The 19,088-nt window shown below is 34.8% G+C and carries 19 protein-coding genes; 8 read left to right on the top strand and 11 right to left on the bottom strand.

All coding sequences use genetic code 11. The features are described 5' to 3' along the window. Positions 1 to 394 precede the first annotated feature (394 nt). Genes metN through metQ form a run of 3 tightly spaced genes read left to right on the top strand, consistent with a single transcriptional unit; the run spans position 395 to position 2,918 of the window. Positions 395 to 1,426 carry a methionine ABC transporter ATP-binding protein MetN gene (metN, locus tag BXU01_RS13765; protein ID WP_083693736.1) on the top strand — a complete coding sequence of 344 codons (1,032 nt, stop codon included), beginning with the start codon at positions 395 to 397 and terminating at the stop codon, positions 1,424 to 1,426. Continuing rightward, positions 1,419 to 2,072: a methionine ABC transporter permease MetI gene (metI, locus tag BXU01_RS13760; protein WP_083693735.1), complete on the top strand. Its 654-nt coding sequence runs from the start codon at positions 1,419 to 1,421 to the stop codon at positions 2,070 to 2,072. Before metN ends, metI begins: the two co-directional genes overlap by 8 nt. A gap of 27 nt (positions 2,073 to 2,099) precedes the next feature. Beyond that, positions 2,100 to 2,918 carry a methionine ABC transporter substrate-binding lipoprotein MetQ gene (metQ, locus tag BXU01_RS13755; RefSeq protein WP_083693734.1) on the top strand — a complete coding sequence of 273 codons (819 nt, stop codon included), beginning with the start codon at positions 2,100 to 2,102 and terminating at the stop codon, positions 2,916 to 2,918. A 109-nt stretch (positions 2,919 to 3,027) separates the two neighbouring features. Here metQ and BXU01_RS13750 read toward each other — a convergent pair whose 3' ends face one another. Both BXU01_RS13750 and BXU01_RS13745 read right to left on the bottom strand, forming a co-directional pair. Continuing rightward, a complete protein-coding gene (locus BXU01_RS13750) occupies positions 3,028 to 4,254 on the bottom strand; it encodes an MFS transporter (protein ID WP_083693733.1) in 1,227 nt (408 codons plus the stop codon). A gap of 38 nt (positions 4,255 to 4,292) precedes the next feature. Next, the gene (locus tag BXU01_RS13745) at positions 4,293 to 4,955 is read right to left on the bottom strand and encodes a FadR/GntR family transcriptional regulator (protein ID WP_083693732.1); all 663 of its coding nucleotides are present in this window, start codon (positions 4,953 to 4,955) and stop codon (positions 4,293 to 4,295) included. A 215-nt stretch (positions 4,956 to 5,170) separates the two neighbouring features. On the opposite strand from BXU01_RS13745, the gene BXU01_RS13740 reads away from it, so the two are divergent. The 3 genes from BXU01_RS13740 to BXU01_RS13730 all read left to right on the top strand — a co-directional run bounded on the left by BXU01_RS13740 (position 5,171) and on the right by BXU01_RS13730 (position 8,101). Further along, positions 5,171 to 6,397, top strand: coding sequence for a PQQ-dependent sugar dehydrogenase (locus tag BXU01_RS13740; RefSeq protein ID WP_083693731.1), 1,227 nt, complete (start codon positions 5,171 to 5,173; stop codon positions 6,395 to 6,397). Between the two features lie 158 nt (positions 6,398 to 6,555). After that, on the top strand, positions 6,556 to 7,419 hold the full coding sequence (locus BXU01_RS13735) for an AraC family transcriptional regulator (protein WP_123774052.1): 864 nt from the start codon (positions 6,556 to 6,558) through the stop codon (positions 7,417 to 7,419). A 175-nt stretch (positions 7,420 to 7,594) separates the two neighbouring features. Further along, a complete protein-coding gene (locus BXU01_RS13730) occupies positions 7,595 to 8,101 on the top strand; it encodes a hypothetical protein (protein WP_083693729.1) in 507 nt (168 codons plus the stop codon). Here BXU01_RS13730 and pdeM read toward each other — a convergent pair. From pdeM to BXU01_RS13690, 8 genes are all read right to left on the bottom strand, one after another. After that, positions 8,093 to 8,728 carry a ligase-associated DNA damage response endonuclease PdeM gene (gene pdeM / locus BXU01_RS13725; protein WP_083693728.1) on the bottom strand — a complete coding sequence of 212 codons (636 nt, stop codon included), beginning with the start codon at positions 8,726 to 8,728 and terminating at the stop codon, positions 8,093 to 8,095. The two genes, BXU01_RS13730 and pdeM, sit on opposite strands and share 9 nt — an antisense overlap. A 5-nt stretch (positions 8,729 to 8,733) precedes the next feature. Further along, positions 8,734 to 11,193, bottom strand: a complete 2,460-nt coding sequence (locus BXU01_RS13720) for a ligase-associated DNA damage response DEXH box helicase (protein WP_083693727.1) — start codon at positions 11,191 to 11,193, stop codon at positions 8,734 to 8,736. 348 nt (positions 11,194 to 11,541) lie between these two features. Beyond that, positions 11,542 to 13,143: an ATP-dependent DNA ligase gene (locus BXU01_RS13715; RefSeq protein ID WP_083693726.1), complete on the bottom strand. Its 1,602-nt coding sequence runs from the start codon at positions 13,141 to 13,143 to the stop codon at positions 11,542 to 11,544. A gap of 203 nt (positions 13,144 to 13,346) precedes the next feature. Next, positions 13,347 to 14,375: a ligase-associated DNA damage response exonuclease gene (locus BXU01_RS13710; RefSeq protein ID WP_083693725.1), complete on the bottom strand. Its 1,029-nt coding sequence runs from the start codon at positions 14,373 to 14,375 to the stop codon at positions 13,347 to 13,349. A 7-nt stretch (positions 14,376 to 14,382) separates the two neighbouring features. Then, a complete protein-coding gene (locus BXU01_RS13705; protein ID WP_083693724.1) occupies positions 14,383 to 14,994 on the bottom strand; it encodes a hypothetical protein in 612 nt (203 codons plus the stop codon). Positions 14,995 to 15,089: 95 nt separating this feature from the next. Next, positions 15,090 to 15,470 (bottom strand): response regulator, encoded by a 381-nt coding sequence (locus tag BXU01_RS13700; RefSeq protein ID WP_083693723.1) that lies wholly within the window; start codon positions 15,468 to 15,470, stop codon positions 15,090 to 15,092. Between the two features lie 164 nt (positions 15,471 to 15,634). Then, positions 15,635 to 16,447 (bottom strand): SDR family NAD(P)-dependent oxidoreductase, encoded by an 813-nt coding sequence (locus BXU01_RS13695; protein WP_083693722.1) that lies wholly within the window; start codon positions 16,445 to 16,447, stop codon positions 15,635 to 15,637. Between the two features lie 121 nt (positions 16,448 to 16,568). Then, positions 16,569 to 17,156 carry a TetR/AcrR family transcriptional regulator gene (locus BXU01_RS13690; RefSeq protein ID WP_083693721.1) on the bottom strand — a complete coding sequence of 196 codons (588 nt, stop codon included), beginning with the start codon at positions 17,154 to 17,156 and terminating at the stop codon, positions 16,569 to 16,571. 333 nt (positions 17,157 to 17,489) lie between these two features. On the opposite strand from BXU01_RS13690, the gene BXU01_RS13685 reads away from it, so the two are divergent. Continuing rightward, the gene (locus BXU01_RS13685) at positions 17,490 to 17,981 is read left to right on the top strand and encodes a GNAT family N-acetyltransferase (protein WP_083693720.1); all 492 of its coding nucleotides are present in this window, start codon (positions 17,490 to 17,492) and stop codon (positions 17,979 to 17,981) included. A gap of 2 nt (positions 17,982 to 17,983) precedes the next feature. Continuing rightward, on the top strand, positions 17,984 to 18,463 hold the full coding sequence (locus tag BXU01_RS13680; protein ID WP_055095210.1) for a MarR family winged helix-turn-helix transcriptional regulator: 480 nt from the start codon (positions 17,984 to 17,986) through the stop codon (positions 18,461 to 18,463). Between the two features lie 100 nt (positions 18,464 to 18,563). Here BXU01_RS13680 and BXU01_RS13675 read toward each other — a convergent pair whose 3' ends face one another. Beyond that, entirely contained in the window at positions 18,564 to 18,905 is a 342-nt protein-coding gene (locus BXU01_RS13675; RefSeq protein WP_055095209.1) for a helix-turn-helix domain-containing protein, read from the bottom strand. Between the last annotated feature and the right edge of the window lie 183 nt (positions 18,906 to 19,088).

Raw genomic sequence — 19,088 nt, 5'->3', positions numbered from 1 at the left:
ACCAGTGTAATAGCCCTGATGGGAGCGGCATCCTTTGCTTGCTTTCTTTAAGCAAGTAAAGATATAGCGGACAGCAGGAAACAGCTCAAGATGTTTAAAACAGTCTATTAAATTGATAGGGTTAAAAAAGTTTATGATTTTTGCATTGAAATTCAAATTATCTCTTTAAATTTGCCGCAGCAATGAAAAACGATAACCAGAATACCAATTATTATAGCTGCAACAATTGTTGTGGAACTATGCGATGGTATAAACTGGCTTATATATAAAAATAAGATTATTTATTTCTAAAGCCTTTCAATATTTATGAAAGGCTTTTTGATTTTATTTTGGCAATTTCAGAAACGCTAAGTATTTATGTCTGTGGATGTCAGACTTAACTTGAATTAAAAAAATGATTGAATTAAAAAATGTCACCAAGAATTTTCATCAGAAAAACCGAATTGTTTCGGCTTTGTCAGATGTTTCGCTTAAAGTTCCTCCAGGAAAAATATTTGGTGTAATTGGAACTTCGGGAGCTGGGAAAAGTACCTTGATTCGTTGTGTGAATTTGCTTGAAAGACCAACTTCAGGAGAAATTATCGTAGACGGAAAATCTTTGATACACTTATCAAATGCACAGCTCGCGATTGAAAGAAGACAAATAGGAATGATTTTTCAGCATTTTAATTTGCTTTCATCACGTACAGTTTTTGAGAATGTGGCTTTTCCGTTGGAACTTGTTGGAGTTTCAAAAGGAGATATTCAGACCCGTGTTTTAGAATTACTGCAATTAGTAGGTTTAGCCGAAAAAGCAAACGATTATCCTGCAAGCCTTTCAGGAGGTCAAAAACAAAGAGTTGCCATTGCCAGAACATTGGCAAATAACCCAAAAGTATTGTTGTGCGACGAAGCTACAAGTGCACTTGATCCGGCAACTACAAGATCTATTTTAAATTTATTAAAAGATATTAATCGTCGTTTAAATATTACGATTCTTTTGATTACACACCAGATGGAAGTTGTAAAATCGATTTGCGATGAGGTTGCAGTAATCAGTCACGGAAAACTGATAGAGCAGGGAAGTGTAGGCGAAATTTTTGCAGATCCTAAACATGAATTAACAAAAGAATTTATTGCTTCTTCACTTCATCTGGATATTCCAAGAGTGTATCAGGAAAGATTACAAAAAGAGGATGGCGAAGGATTGAATCCCTTATTAAGGTTAGAAATGACAGGAAAATCAGTTAATGAGCCGGTTATTTCTGAAGTTTCGCGATTATTTGATACTAACTTTAAGATTGTTAGTGCACAAATGGATCAAGCCGGAGATGTAAATTTTGGTGTGATGCTGATCGAATTGTCCGGTAAGCGTGAAAATTATGAAGCTGCAATTGAGTATTTTATTTCTAAACATATTAAAACAGAAATTATAGGTTATGTCTGATTCTATTATTGACTTATTATTAAATGGTACCTGGGAAACCATCGTGATGACATTTGTATCGGGATTTTTTGGTTTTGTATTGGGACTTCCAACCGGTATTTTGCTTTTCCTTACCAGAAAAAATCAAATCCTCGATCAACCGGTTTTAAACAGGACTTTATCGGTTTTAGTGAATGTTTTTCGTTCAATTCCGTTCATTATATTAATTGTCTGGATGATTCCGTTTACACGAGCATTAGTAGGAACTTCTATTGGTGTAAGTGCAGCATTGGTTCCGTTGAGTATTGGTGCAGCTCCATTTATTGCCAGACTTGTAGAAAATAGTCTTTTAGGATTGCCTTCAGGATTAATCGAAGCAGCAAGAGCTTTGGGCGCAACACCTTTCCAGATCGTATATAAAGTTTTGCTTCCGGAAGCTTTGCCATCTTTAATAAATGCAGCTTCTATAACATTAATTACCCTTGTAGGTTATTCTGCAATGGGTGGCGCTGTTGGTGCGGGTGGTTTAGGACAAGTAGGATATCAATACGGATATATTGGCTACGATGCAGTAACCATGAATTCGGTTTTAGCTTTACTGGTACTTTTGGTATTCGTTATTCAGTTTGCTGGTGACTTTTTATCCAAAAGATTTGACCATAGATAATTAAATTAAAAATTAAAAAATAAGAGAATGAATACTAGATTAAATTTTTTGAAAATAGCCGGGATTGTTGCTTTGACATTATCATTGGCAAATTGCGGAAAAAGCAAAAACAATGATCCGCACCACATAAAAGTTGGAGTTGCAACGGGACCGGAATATAAAGTAGCAGAAGCAGCTAAAAAAGTAGCAAAAGAAAAATACGGATTAGAAGTTGAATTGATTTCTTTTAACGATTATGTAATTCCTAACGAAGCTTTGAGTCAGGGAGATATTGATGCAAACGCTTTTCAGCACAAACCATATCTTGACGAACAATCTAAACAACGCGGATATAAATTGGCAATTATTGGGAAAACATTTATTTACCCAATTGCAGCATATTCTAAAAAGATAAAAAATCTTGCAGAATTAAAAAATGAAAGCACTATTATTATCCCAAATGATCCAACAAACGGGGGACGTTCGTTATTGTTATTAGAGAAAAATGGTTTATTGAAACTTAAATCTGGAGTAGGCTTATTGCCTAAAGTTACTGATATTGTAAGTAATCCTAAAAATCTTAAAATTCTAGAATTAGAAGCACCACAATTGCCACGAGCACTTGATGATGATAACGTAACAATTGCGATTATCAATAATACTTTTGCTTCTCAGGCTGGATTAATTCCATCTCGCGATGCTTTGTTTGTTGAAGATAAAGATTCGCCATATGTAAACTTAGTAGTAAGTCGTGAAGACAATAAAAATGAAGAAAAAGTAAAACAGTTTTTACAGGCTTTTCAATCTGCAGAAGTAGAACAAGCAGCGATTCGTGAATTTAAAGGCGGAGCTGTAAAAGGCTGGTAATAAAAATACATTGCATTTTGATAAAAAACAAAAGCGCTAAATCAGTAGATTTAGCGCTTTTTTTAATGTAAAATTTGAATTAGTAAGCAAAAATTTAATCTTCTTATGTTTAATTGTTTTGAGGTTTTTTGTTTCCTTCGATATTGGGAAGTAAACTCGTCAAAATTCCTATCAAAGGCAAAAACGCACAAACTTTAAAAACATATTCGATACTGGTATTATCGGCTAGTTTTCCTAAAATTGCAGAACCTAATCCGCCCATTCCGAAAGCTAATCCAAAGAAAAGCCCTGCGATTAATCCAACTTTTCCCGGAACAAGTTCTGTTGCATAAACTAAAATTGCTGAGAAAGCAGATGAGATGATTAAACCAATAATTACGGATAGAATTCCAGTCCAGAAAAGAGAAGCATAAGGAAGTAACAATGTAAAAGGTGCAACGCCTAATATAGAAATCCAAATGATATATTTTCGTCCAAAACGATCTCCTAATGGTCCGCCAAATAATGTACCCGCAGCTACAGCGCCCATAAAAGCAAAAAGGTACACTTGAGATTCCTGTACAGACAAATGAAATTTATCGATAAGATAAAACGTGTAATAACTTGTCATACTTGCCATATAAAAGTATTTAGAAAATATCAGTACCAATAAAATAACCAATGAAAAGACTACTTTTTTTCTGGAAAGTGAATGATGAACTTCCTCTTTTATTGCAGTTTTATTTAATGCTTTAAGGTTTAAATGTTCCTGATACCATTTTGCAACTCCTGAAAGAATAACAATTCCTAAAACCGCAGCAATACAAAACCAAATAATATTAAATTGTCCGTAAGGTACCACAATTATCGCCGCAAGTAAAGGTCCGACAGCACTTCCTGCGTTTCCGCCTAATTGAAAAATAGATTGTGCCAAACCTCTTTTTCCTCCGGAAGCCAAATGTGCCACCCTCGAAGATTCAGGATGAAATATAGAAGATCCAATACCAATTAAACTTACGGCAAGTAAGATATTAATAAAACTGGAAGCTACAGCTACAGCCGCTAAACCTATTAGCGTAAAAATCATTGCGATAGCCAGCGAATACGGGCGTGGTCTTCTATCCGTATAAAAACCAACGAAGGGCTGTAAAATTGACGCTGTAAGTTGGTAAGTCAAAGTAATTAACCCGATGTCAGTAAAGGTTAAGTGAAATTTTTCCTTTATAATTGGGTATACGGCCGGAACCACTGCCTGAAGCATATCATTAAGAAAATGCGTAAAGCTAATAGTAAATAAAATGGAAAAAACAGTTTGCTGTGCTATCTGTTTCGACTGAGTAATGGTATTTGTTTTCATGTTTTAATATCAGATCATCTGATGAATTTGGGTAAAAATTAGTAATTAATATGTCCTATGATTTTTGCAACTGTGTTCCAGGCTTTTTTAGAATCTTGTGCAATAATACTTTTTAAAAGCTGCTCGTGTATTGCATATGTATCCTGAAATATTTTGGTATCCGGATAAAGATGTAGAAATCCCTTTTTTAGATGAATAGAAGCAGATTTGTATAAATCAGCCAGAATTTCATTTTTTGATGCTTCTGCAATCGCGATATGAAATTGTATATCAGCTTCTATACATTCTTCTAGTAAACCTCTGTTCGCAGCGATCATTCTGTTTTGTAAATGCATTTTCATGGCCATTATATCGTCTTCAGATCTGTTAATGGCTGCTTTTTCGGCGATCTTTAATTCTAATAATTGTCTTACTTCATCTAAATCCTGAACATTGGCGCGCATTAATCTCTGATCCATAGGCTCACGGGTTGTTCTAACTTCCTGAACAAATGTACCAACGCCTTGCTGGATGCGCAGTAATCCTGAATTGGCCAATAACTTCATAGCTTCTCTAATCGAAGATCTGCCAACACCAAAACTTTTCATGAGTTCTGCCTCAATAGGTAATTTCTCATTGAGTTTATAATGACCTAAAGAAATCTGCTCCTGTAATTTTGAAGCGACTTCTTCTGCCAGAGATTTTTTATTGATTAATGCCATAATTGTATTATCATATCATCTGATGATTACAAACTTAAAAAATATTATTAATAAATTATCAAAAAAATTAGAAACACTATTCTAGAAATTAAAATCGTATAACTTTTCTCATAAATTATATAACGGCTTTCATTTTTAATTTAAGATTTTTGTTTTATTCTAAATTTAGAATGACTACAACTGATAATTTTTTAAATATTTAAAACCCCAAAACTATGAGAAATATTAACCAGATTGCTATTGTTTCAAGTGTGCTAATTACTTTATTTAGCTGCTCTAACGATAAAGAAGTCGATGTAAATCCAGGCACAACTACTAATCCTGTAGAAGGTGATGCTGCCAATACAACTTATAAACCCGCATTCGAGGGACAAACCCGTATAAACGGTATTCAAACCAATACACCTTATGAAGGAGTTGCTATTGCTACGACTTTAACAAGCCCATGGGGAATAAAAACGCTTCCAGACGGAAGATTACTAATTACAGAAAAAACAGGTACAATGCGTATCGCTACAACAGCTGGAGTTTTGAGTGCTCCTATTACTGGTATTCCTACTGTAAATGCTGCTAATCAGGGAGGTTTATTAGGGTTATGTATTGACCCTGATTTTACTACAAACCGCATGATATACTGGGTTTTTGCTGAAGCAACTACTGGTGGAAATAATACGGCAGTAGCCAAAGGAAAACTATCGGCTGATGAAAAAACAATCGAAGGTGCAACAATAATATACAGAGCAAAACCTGCTAATCCAAGTACGCTTCATTATGGCGGACGTATTCTTTTTGACAAAACAGGTTCACTTATAATTAGTACAGGAGAAAGATCTGTATTAGAAACCAGACCATTGGCACAATCAGTTACGGCAGCTCTTGGTAAAGTAATTAGAATAACAAAAGACGGACAACCAGCAACCGGAAACCCTACTTTTACGCAAACCGGAGCTTTACCTGAATTATATTCTATTGGGCATAGAAATCCGCAAGGTTTAGCACTTAATCCAGTTACCAACGAAATCTGGCTTGCTGAGCATGGACCAAGAGGTGGTGACGAAATTAACCGTATAAAACCAGGTGCAAATTATGGATGGCCTACAATAACTTACGGAATCGAATATACAGGTGAAAAAATTGGTGCAGGAATTCAGCAACAAGATGGTTTAGAACAACCTGTTTACTATTGGGATCCGGTAGTTTCACCAAGCGGAATGACTTTCTATACCGGTAATCGTGTTCCGGAATGGCAAAATAACTTGTTTATTGGCGCTCTAAGCGGAATGCATATCGTGCGTCTTGCTATAAAAGATAATAAAGTAATTGGAGAAGAAAGACTTCTTGCTTCAGAAGGTCAACGTTTTAGAGACGTAACGCAAGGAAACGACGGAGCTCTATATGCTATTACTGATGCTGGAAGACTTTATAAAATCGATAAGAAATAGAGAGAAAATAGAAGATAGAGTAAAGAAAATAGAAGAAAGACTATAGACAATAGAGTAAAGACACTCACTCTTGATAAGATAATGGCGCTGTATGGCGCCATTTTTTTTGTTATGGGTAAATGGTTGACTATATTTGATATTGATTAAACCTAATACAATTGAAGAATAAAATTATAACATACTCGCTCGAACATCATAAGAGTTTGTTTGCTAATGCTGACACTAATACTGATTATTTTTACATTCAGGCGCAGGATCATCCTTACATCAGCGAACCTTATCGGGCAGAAAGCTATGCAATAGAATTTTTAAGAAAAGGAAGTATTGTAATGCAGAGTAAACTAAAAAAAGTTATAATTCACGCTCCGGCAATACTTACATTAGGACCATCTGTAATTAGAAGTTTTACAAAAGAAAGTGACGAAATTTTAATTGATATTATTTTTTTTAAACCGCAATTTTTTTTGCACAATCAGGCAAATGTTTTCTTTTTGTCACAATATGAGTTTTTCGAAAATAGCGAAATGCACGTTTTTAATCTGGAAAAAAAGAACAAAATTAAGTTTGAGCAAATCTTTTCGCTGCTAAGACAATCACTGGATAATAATTCTGCGCATCAGCCTTCTATATTTAGGGGATATCTCTATATTTTAATTTACGAACTTGATTTAATAAAGCAAATCTCTCGCGATGATTCAGCGCAAAATCCGCTATTCGAAAAATTTAAAGAACTACTTTCTAAAGAGTTTATAAACCAGCGATCTGTTCAGTATTATGCAGATGTTTTGAATGTAACCCGCAAATATTTATCAGAAGTAATGAAGAATAATAGCGGCAAGACAGCCAGCGAATGGATTGATGATATTGTTGTTCTTGAGGCAAAAGTATTGCTTCAGAACAAGGATCTAACGATCAGTCAGATTAGTGATATTTTAAATTTTCCTAATCAATCCGGATTTGGCAGATTTTTTAAAAAATGTGAAGGGATTTCACCTTTAGAATATCGCAGAAAGAATATCTGAAATATAATTTTGTATTCAAATAAAATTATATTAACAGAAAGTTTGTCATTTCGAGTAATGACACAAAAAGATGGGAAAAAAACTCCCGACTTTTCGAACAAACTACAAGACATTTAGCTCTTTCCTTATCAATCAAATCACCTCAACTTTGCACTGTAATAAAATAATATAAAATATGTCTAAAGTCGCAAAATTTGTAGTAATCATAAATGATAATGTAGTTTGGATGGAAGAAAAAGCACTAAAATTCTATTCCAATTTATTTGATTCATCTCAAGAAATAGGAGAGAAGTACGCTCAGGAAAACCTTTCAAGGCAAAAACTATTTAAAATTCAGAATGATTTTTCAGTTGAAGTGTTAATGGCGTATGAAGGCGAAAATCCGTTGTCATTTATGAAACTGAATTCATCCCGCCTTTGTAATCAAAATCTTGATGCCAATAAACCTGTGGGTGTAGATCATATCGTTTATTTCAGTCCTGAGGATATAATGGTACTTTTTAAACGTGCCGAAGAAATCGCTTTACAGAGAAAATACGATTTAATTTGGGCAAAAGCTTTTGAAATTGATGCCGTTTTAATAGAAAACCTGAAAACTTTGGGATACGAGGAATTCAATTATGAAAATGACAATACCCGCGATACCAATCAAAAACAACTTTATTTTAAAAAATCAGTTTAGATTGATCCTGATAACTTCATCATTTGCAATAGCATAAACAATATCATTTTCCTGCGGTTTTAGAACATGTTTTCCGGTAAATTCACCAAAAGCAGCTAAAATCATCTGATTTTCTTTTTGAAAAAAACAAGGTAGTTTTAAAGATTGTGCTCCAAAACCCCGAAGAATAATTCCGGGATGAATGTGCCCTGAAAAATTAAAAAAACCTTCCTTTATTGTGGGATGATGGGTTAATAAAAAGTCATCTATTTCCAGGGATTCTACAACATCAATATCAATTTTAGTATAATGTTTTTTATCGATAATGTCGTGATTTCCTGCAATAAGGATGATTTTATTAGTGCAGCAATCTACCCATTTTTCGAATAAATCCCATTCGGTATTTTTTGTGCTATGAAATAAATCTCCCAGAAAAATAATCTTTTCAGGTTTAAAAAAAGCTACGATATCAGTCAAACGTTTAAAGTTTTCAGAAACCACATTATTCGGAATCGCCACGCCGTGTTTTCTAAAATGCGATACTTTCCCTAAATGCACATCAGAGATCAAAAGCAATTTTCTGGTTTCCCAAAATAAAGCCCCGCTTGGATGCAAAATAAACGTTTGATTTTGTATTGTAATAGTCATAAATATTACTTCATATAAGAAGCTGTCATTTTTTTAATTCGTTCTGCTAATGTCTCGCTCGACAATTTTTCCCGTAGTCTGTCTGTAATCAACGGAAAACTAAAAGGAGTTGGTTTTAAACAGGGTTTCCATACTATTTCCTGATTGTTTATTCGTTCCAAAGCCAAAATCAAACGACCTTCTTCTAACTGATGTTCAAAGGTTTCGCGATACGCCTGCTGAAACAATAAATTATCAGGTTCGTAATCCCTGAAAACTTCAAACAATAATTGAGAACCGCTTTGCAAATGCTTTGTCTTTACCATTTTTCCGGGAAAACCAGTAAATACCAAACCTGCAATTACGGCAATATCCCTGAATTTTCGTCTTGCCATTTCAGTCGCATTCAAACTTTTTTGCAAATCATGATGCACATATTCCGTCGAAAACAAATTATTATCCAAAACATTCTGCATATCAATTTCCTGATCAGAAAGTAATTCAAATCCATAATCGTTATACGCCAATGAAAAACTGATAGGCAATAGTAAACTAATTCTGTAAGCTAATAAACTTGCTAAGGCTTCATGCACAAAACGACCTTCAAAAGGGTAAAAAATAGCATGATATCCTTCTCTCGTTTTAAAAGTTTCGATCAAAAACTGGTCATCTCCCGGAACGATAGATTCTTTTCTCTGCCTTGCAAATAAAGGTTTTAATGCCTTTAATTCCGGTGATAAATTATCAGTATTGGCGCGATACAATTCCTGACGCAGCAATTCGCTCATTTGTGCAGAAAGTGCCATTCGACCTCCCATCCAGCTCACTACTTTCGATTTCTTTTTGGGATCTGCTTTTCGTACCAATACCTGCATGTTCCTGACCCTGAAAAGTTCCAGATGTTTACCGGCAAAAATAAAAGTATCTCCCGGTTTTAATTTAGATACAAACCATTCCTCAATAGTTCCTATATAACCGCCGCTCATAAATTTTACATTTATAACGGCGTCGCCCACAATAGTCCCAATTTGCATTCTGTGATGCATGGCAATCAATCTGCTGTTTATTTTATAACGTCCGTCTTCTTCAACTTCTACCTTCTTATACTCGTCATAGGCTTGTAAACTCTGGCTTCCGTTAGTTATGAAATTCAAAATCCAATTCCAGTTTTCCTCTGTCATTGCCTGATAACAAAAGGTTGCTTTTACTTCCTTATAGATTTCATCAGGAATAAACCCTTCAGAAACAGCTAAAGTATTGAGATATTGTACTAAAACATCCCAACTGTTTAAATAAGGAACCCGATCTTCGATAACATTTTCTTCAACTGCTTTTTTTAATGCCGATGCTTCGATTAATTCGATCGCATGGGTTGCCAGAAAATAAATCACACTTTCCTTGCCGGGCTGATGTCCGCTTCGTCCGGCTCTTTGCAAAAAACGTGCAACGCCTTTTGGTCCGCCAACCTGAATAATGGTTTCTACGGGCGCAAAATCAACCCCCAGATCCAGACTCGAAGTACAAACCACAACTTTTAATTCTTCATCCCTGATAGCTTGTTCGACCCAAAGCCTCGTTTCCCGATTGATACTTCCGTGATGCATCGCCATTTCTCCGGCAAACTCAGGGTATTTTTCGAGCAATCGCTGGAACCAGATTTCACAGGCAGATCGTACATTGGTAAAGATTAAAGTCGTTTTACTGGCTTTTACAATTTTAGCAACCTCATCAATAAGATGCAGCCCCATATGTCCGCGCCACGGATACGTTTCCATCTTATCCGGAATAATCGAAATAACCTTTATTTTTTTATGAATCTGTGCCTTAATCAAAACCGAATTATGATAGGCTTCTGAATCCACTCCAAGTAAGACTTCCTGAGCTTGCTGCAAGTTTCCAATCGTTGCTGATATTCCCCAGATTCGCATTTTGGGAGCAATCGTTTTTAGTCTCGATAAAGCCAGTTCTGTCTGAACACCTCTTTTCGTACCTAATAATTCGTGCCATTCATCAATGACAATTGCCGTACAATTGCCAAATATTTTATCATAACCTTTTGTCGCCAAAAGCAATTGTAAACTCTCTGGAGTTGTTACCAATAAATCCGGCATTTTACCTTTTTGCTTGGCTCTTTCACTTGCAGATGTATCTCCGGAACGAATTCCGACTGTCATTTTAGTTCCTAAATCATTCACCACTCTTTCTGCAGCTTGTTTTATTTCTACCGAAAGAGAACGTAAAGGCGTAATCCAGATCGCTTTAAGTCCAGGACTATGTTTCGTTTTATAATTGGGATTATTTTTTATGTAGTCTAAAACAATAGGCAGCCAGAGCGCATAAGTTTTTCCGCTTCCTGTTGGAGCGTTTAGTAAACCATTTTTTCCTTGCAAAAAAGCAGTCCAGGTTTGTGTCTGGAACGGAAACGGTTTCCATCCCTGATTTTGAAACCAGTCGTTTGCTACCGAAAAAAGTTGCTCTCTGTTCATTTTATTATTTTTTCACCATTAAGATATTAAGTCCCATTAAGGTTTGCTGTCTAAAAGAAAATTTAGAAATGCATTTTTAATTAAGTCCCAACGGGACGGCATATTTATAAAAATTTTTAATGTATTTATTAAAGCCACGTAGGGGTGACATATTTTCGCATTTATTAGAAAATTAATATATCGCTCCGCTGGAGCTTTTTTTTATATTTATCTTGATTTCTATAAATATAAGACTCCGCTGGAGTCTTCTTAATGCGATTGCTTCGTTCCTCGCAATGACAAAAAATCCGCGCCGATCCGTGTTTTCGTTTTAGCGAATCCGCGTCATCCGCGTGCCATTTATTTACACTACAAAATCATATCTTTCAAATCCTCAATAGAATTCGCTTCATCGATTTTTTTATCGTGTCGCCATCTTAAAATCCTCGGAAATCGTGTTGCGATTCCGCTTTTATGTCGCTTAGAAAGTGCAATTCCTTCAAAACCAATTTCAAAAACCAATTGAGGCGTTACACTTCGAACCGGACCAAATCGTTCCAGTGTATTTTTCTTGATCCAGTCATCCACCATTCTAAATTCGGCATCTGTTAAACCGGAATACGCTTTTGCAAATGTCACTAATTCACGTTCGTTATTTTCGTTATTGTGCCATAAGGCAAAAGTATAATCGGTAAATAAATTAGACCGTCTTCCGTGTCCGCGCATCGCGTAGGTGAGGACGGCATCAATTACCAAAGGTTCAATTTTCCATTTCCACCAATCGCCTTTTTTTCTTCCTACAAGATAAGGAGAATCGTTTCTTTTAATCATCAAACCCTCGCTTCTCATTTCGCGGGAACGCAATCTTTCCTCTGTTAATTCTTCCCAGGTCGAAAATTTCACTCGTTCTGAAAGCAACAGCGGAATATCATTGTGTTTAATATCTTCATATAATTGTTCTAATAATATACGTCTTTCTTCAAAAGGAAGATTTCGAATATCCTGACCTTTCCATTCTAATAAATCGTATGCTTTTATAATTACGGGTGATTTTTTTAGTATTGCAGCCGAAACTGTTTTACGTCCAATTCGGGTTTGGAGATCATTAAAAGTTCCGATTTCGTTTTCTATAAACGGTAAAATTTCCCCGTCTATTACAGTTCCATCAGGAATTATACCAATGAAAGAAGCAAATTCCGGATATTTATCCGTTACCAATTCTTCGCCACGGCTCCAGACAAAAATTTCATTATCACGAATAATAGTTTGCGATCGAATTCCGTCCCATTTGTGTTCAGCACTCCAATCTTCCGGATTTCCTAGATTTGATGGTTCTCCTTCGATAGGATAGGCGAGGTAAAACGGAAAAGGCTTTGATAAATAATCGCTGTTTTTTTCGTCTAAAATTAATTCCTGAAACGTAATTGTATTCGGATTCCAATCGCCCATTAATTTGTGCGCAAGAGCATCTTCATCGATATTTTCAGCTTTAGAAAGTGCTCGCGTCATTAATTTCTGGCTTACACCAATTCTGAAGCTTCCGGTAATTAATTTGGTAAAAACAAAGCGTTCGTAATAATTTAATGCAAGCCAATTCTCCTGCAGATATTCTTTTTTCTCAATATCCGTTTTCTTTTTCAGGGCAATAATTTCCTGAAGATATTCAGTTAAACTTTTATCAGAATGTTCTTTTGTAGTTGGGATTACCAAAGCTATTGTTTCAGCTAAATCCCCTACAATATGGTAACTTTCTTCAAACAGCCAAAGCGGAATATTAGCAAGTTCATTTGCCCATAATCGCAATAATGTAGTATTAACCGGTCTTGGCGGACGACGGTGCGAAAGAATAGCAATTGTCCAGACTTTATCTTCATTACTGGCATTCATGAAATAATTGGTCAAAGCATCTACTTTTACCGACGTTTTATTAGAACTGTCAAGCGCTTTTATAAGTTCGGCAAAGTTTTTCATTTTTTATTTTTTTAGGAGAAGGAAGAGAATAGAGAATAGAGAATAGAAAAAAGATGAAAGAAGAAAGAGACAAGACTATAAATAGAGCAAAGAGGACATTTATATTTTTTTTTATATTCTTATTTCTTCTTGTGTTTTTTCTATACTCTTAATTCTATTTTCTATGCTCTTTCTTCTTCCATCTTGTCTCTTTCATCTTTTTTTTATTCTCTCTCTTCCTCAACATCTTTTTTCGAATCCATTTCTCCCAATTCGCCTTCATATTGAGTATGAGCAGTTCTGGCATCATATCCTAATTCCTGAAGATATTTAGAGAATATATCTGAATAACCGTGTGTACAAATTACTTTTTCGGCTCCGGTTGCTTTAATGCTTTCGAGTAAACCTGTCCAGTCGCAGTGATCGCTTAAAACGAAACCCCTGTCTACCGCGCGTCGTCGTCTTGCACCACGAAAAGTCATCCATCCGCTTGCAGAACCGGTAACAAAAGGCGTCATTTTTCTAATCCATGTAGAGCCATGTGCGCTTGGTGGAGCAAGAACAATACTCCCCAGTAAATCTTCTTTTTTAATTGCTGGTGTTACTCTTGTTGTTGGCGGAAAATGAACCATTGGTCTTAAAACTTCGGTCATGTTTTCGATTGCGCCATGTGTGTATATTGTGCCAATATTCGTGTCGAGGTATTTTAATAAACGTTGCGCTTTTCCTAATGAATATCCAAATAAGACAGATGTTTTTCCTTCGGCACGATTTTCTGCCCACCAATTATTGATGTCCGTCATTACTTCAGCCTGAGGAGTCCACTTAAAAGCAGGTAATCCAAAAGTACATTCTGTTATAAAAGAGTTGCATTTTACAACCTCGTATGGAGTAGAAATCCCGTCATCTTCGGTTTTGTAATCGCCTGTAAAAACCCAGACTTCACCTTTGTATTCTACCCGAATTTGGGCAGAACCTATAATATGACCTGCAGGATGAAGGGAAAACTTTACACCATTTACAGTAAAAGTCTCGTTCCAGTCTTTTCCTGTAACGTTAATATCGCCAAGACGGTGTTTTATGATAGGTACATTCGTATGATGTGTGATATAATTTTGATGTCCCCAACGCGAGTGATCTGCATGACCGTGCGTAATGATGGCATTTGTAACCGGACGCCACGGATCAAGATATACATCTGCCTGCTGACAATATATGCCTTTATCATTGAATGCTAATAGTGGGACTTTCATAACTTTATTAAGCTATTTGAGCAATTCTCGCACTTTTATACAAAGGATATGAACTCATAAAATGAGATACTTCATCTTTCATTTTTTCGTAAGATTGCCCATAAAAGTATAATCCTGTTGTCGAATTTCCTTTCCAGAATCTTTCAGCAGATTGTGTAGTATTGGTTCGTCTTGAAATTTCAGACTGAACGAAATCTAGATTATAAGTTTCCTGATTTTTTTCTTCTGAGTTTTCTCCATCCAGATAAATGGCAATTCCTTCGTTTTTACCAAACGGAATTTCCTGATGTGTTTTTTCGATAATGATCTTTGATCCCTTTGGAGCACCACAATCCTCAAGATAAATCATGATATCTTTTAGGATATTTTCATTTATTTCTTCCTGATGAAATTTGACATGAATATCGCAAAAAATAATTTCTCCCGGTTCCTCCTTAAGAATTCCGCCACCGGAAATCTCACCATAATTTTTTGAAGTTAAAAAATCATTTAAAGGTAACAGATAAAGATTTCGTTTATCTGCGGGTGAAACTTTATCATTGATCTGAATGACAATATCATATTGATTTTGATCAGGCTCATTGCTTTCAAATAAGTTGGAGATAAATTGCAGCAGCATAGCAGTTAAGGTGTTAGTGGTAAAATTTTACCCAAAGTTACTGACTTAGACAAGTTTAGAATTTATACTTTTTCCCTTAAATGTTACATGATTTCTTATCCAATTATGTTATCCAGTGTCCTTATCAATTCCTGAAAATTATTAGGTTTGGTAAATATTTTTACTGAGTCAAATTCGTTCGTTAGCTTTTTTAATGTATCGTGTGTATGTGATGAATAAACAACAAGCTGAATTTTGTTAAGTTCAGGAATTTGTCTCAATTGCTGTATGAATTCTGCTCCGCTAAGATAAGGCATCTGCATATCCAGAAATATAAAGTCAGGCAAGACTGTTGCTGCTTTTAAGTTATTTAATGCTTCTAATGAATTATTGGAAATAGTAGTGATGATATTTTTATTCAAAGAAGCTATTGCTGCGATAAAAAGTTCGCAGTCATCCTCGTCGTCATCTACTAATAAAATTACAGTATTTTTCATTGCATGAAATTATTTTAAAATCAGGACAATTAGTTATATAATTTTCTTCAGAATTTACATAATTTCATTTTTTTTCTAAGTCCTTTTTTAAATTATTAAAGCAACAAAAAGGGTAAAAGTTTAATGACTTTCACCCTTTGTGCTATATAAAATTTTAAAAAAAATTATCCATGAGCTGCTACAGATACGTCAGCCCATTCTTCCCATGTTGCTAATTTTTGCTCGTATATTTGTTTTGCAAACGGCAAGGCTACTTTACCTAAGAATAGGCGTAAAGGAGGATTTTCAGCTTCAACCAGTTTTACAATTGCCGGAACAGTAGCACTTGTTTTCCCAAAAGTGTCAGGATCATGTCCTTCTTCTATTGCTTTTCTAATTCCGTCATAAGCGTCGATGCTTTTACTATTGAATCCGTTACCCCAAATATCCGTAACATATCCATTTGGTTCAACCAGCGTAACATTGATTCCAAATTGTTTAACTTCTTGTGATAATGTTTCAGTAAGACCTTCTACAGCAAATTTCGAAGCATTATAAAGTCCTAAATTTGGTAAGGTTGTTATTCCTAAAATAGAAGAAACCTGTATGATATGACCGCTTTTTTGATTTCTCATAATAGGCAAAACAGCTTGAGTTAACCAAAGAGTACCAAAGAAATTCGTTTCAAATTGTGCTCTGGCTTCTGTTTCGCTAGCTTCTTCAACGGCTCCGTTTTGTGCATAACCTGCATTATTAATCAGGATATCAATTGTATCAAAATGTTGTTTTACTTTTTCTACAACAGCAAATGAATCTTCGCGGTTGTTTACGTCTAAGCTCAAAGGCAAAATTGCGTCACCGTATTGTGCTTTTAAGTCGGCCAGCGTATCAATATTTCTTGCTGTTGCGGCTACATTGTATCCTTTTGCTAGAAATGCTTCTGCCCAGGCTCTTCCAAATCCTTTTGATGCTCCTGAAATTAAAATTGTTTTTGACATGATGTTTAATTTTTAATTGTGAATGGTTAATTGTGAAATGTAAATTGATATTTGTTTAATTGTAATTGATTTTTGATACGTAATAAAAATGACCTTTCGGTCATATTTTTGGTAAAAAAAATTAGAGTGTGTTTTCCTCTATTATTTTTTTTAGGGTTTTAATGATGATTTTCATTTTGTCATTATTGCCTGACATTCTTGAAATTAGGTGACCGCCTTCCATCATTGCAAACATAACTACTGCAAACTCTTCAGCATTCCACTCAGGTTTAAATTCTCCGTTGGCAATTCCTTTATTAATAATACTTGCCAATAATTGCTGATTAGCATTACAGCCTTTATTGATTTTCTCTTTTACAACGGGATTGGTATCATCAGCTTCTGTTCCAAAATTCAATAACGGGCAACCACCGGTAAGTGGTGGATTTACAGCATTGCTAAAAAAATCTATATAAGTAAAAAGTTCTTCTTTTGCGGTTTTGCTTTTGCTGATTGCAGCTAAAAGTTTATCACCTAATATTTTCATATTATGATCTACCGCGGCGCAGGCAAGGACATCTTTATTTTCAAAATGCACATACATACTTCCTTTAGACAATTTTGTAGCCTCCATAATATCACTCATAGCTGTTGCCGCAATCCCTTTTGTATTAAAAATTGGCGCTGCTTTTTCTATAATGAATTGTCTGGTTTCTTCTCCCTTTGTCATGATAGTTTCATTTTACGAGTACAAATATATGACCGATTGGTCATAAAAACAAAATAACTTGATTTTTTTATGATAATTTTCACATTTCGTGTTTGAATCTGATTCAAATAATTTGACAAAGTACAAAGTGTATTTCACGCAGATTCTGCTGATTTGAGCTGATTTAAAGAGATTTTACAAATTTGCTACTTACAAAGAATAATAAAAATAATCTGCGATATCTGCTTAAATCTTTTTTTAAATCTGCGTGAAACAAAAAAAGAACAATTTTTAATCAAATATTTTTATTTATGTATTTAACTACGTAGTTTTGTATAATAAATTTCAAAAAACATGAAACCACAAATTATTCCCATAGAAAATAAATATTCTGATGTCATTGTAGATTTAATTTTAAACATTCAGCAAAAGGAATTTAATGTTGCCATTACAATCGAAGATCAGCCGGATTTATTGAACATACAAAACTTTTATTATGGCGGAGGAGGTCACTTTTGGGGTGCTTTTGTAGATGACGAATTGGTAGGAACAATAGCTTTAGTGAAATTTAATAATACCCAGGCTGCTATTAGAAAAATGTTTGTGAAGAAAGAATATCGCGGAAAAGAATTTTCTATTGCCCAGAAATTATTAGACACTTTGGTTGATTATTGCACCAAAAATCAAATTGAAGATTTATATTTGGGAACAATAACAGTACTCGAAGCTGCTTTGCGTTTTTATGAAAGAAATAATTTTATACGAATCGAGAAAGTATCGCTTCCAAATACTTTTCCTGTAATGAGTGCCGACAATGTATTTTGTCATTTAAAACTAAAAAAGTAACGATGAATATAATTGATGAATCAGGGATTTTAGCCATTTCAACACGATTGCAGCGTCTTAGTGAGCAATTGCGAAAAGATGGTGCACTATTTTATAAATCATACGGAATCGACTTTGAACCCAAATGGTTTCCGGTAGTTTATACTTTACATCATAAAGAAGTTTTGAGCGTTGTAGAAATTGCAAACGAAATAGGTTACACACATCCTTCGACCATTAGTTTATTAAAGGAACTTGAAAAACAAAAACTAATTCGTTCTAAAAAAGACAAAGTAGACGAGCGTAAAAGATTGATTTCACTTACACCAAAAGGGCAGGAACTGATCGTGAAAATGAAACCTGTCTGGGATGTAATGTCCAGCGTTCTTAAAGAAATAGCAGACAATCAAAACAATTTACTTCAGGCGATTAACGAAGCCGAAACCAAATTAATGCATCAAAGCTTTTTGCAAAGAGCGTTGCAGTTAAAAAGCGAAGAATAGGTGCAAAGGTTTCTTAAGTCGTTATCTTCGATAGCTATCGGGACCCAGATTTTTTCTATTATCATCCAAGGGTGAAGTCGGAGGTCTTCGCAATTGGAATTTATTTCTCTACTCTGTTTTTAATATGTTTTCTATGTGAAATCCCCCAATTGATCATTTCGGTTATAATGGGACCAAAAGATTGACAATAAGGAGTAGATTCATAAAGTATTGGCACTTTTGCATCACGATCCTCGGTTCTTTTTACCAGATTATTAAGTTCCATATCCTTAAGTTCTTTCGATAACATTCGGGATGTAATTCCGGGAATACTCTGCTGGATTTCCTTAAAACGATTGTTTCCGTTACAGATCGAATTTATGATTGGCAATTTCCATTTTCCTCCCAAAACATATAATGTATCCTGAAGCGCCTGAAACTCTTCTTTCTGATTTCTTTCCATAAGAATTTTTTAAACTAATATATAAAAACATTTTTTTTCACCATATAAGTGATATAAGAAAATTATGAGCTAGTGCGAATTGGATTGTTTTAAATCATATAAGTGATATAAGGAATTATAAGCACTTGCTGTTTTAACGTTCCAAATTTAAATGAACTTATATCACTTATATGGTAAAAAAAG

The organism is [Flexibacter] sp. ATCC 35103 (assembly GCF_001975985.1).
GTDB lineage: Bacteria > Bacteroidota > Bacteroidia > Flavobacteriales > Flavobacteriaceae > Flavobacterium.
This window is presented reverse-complemented; position numbering and strand designations above follow the sequence as displayed.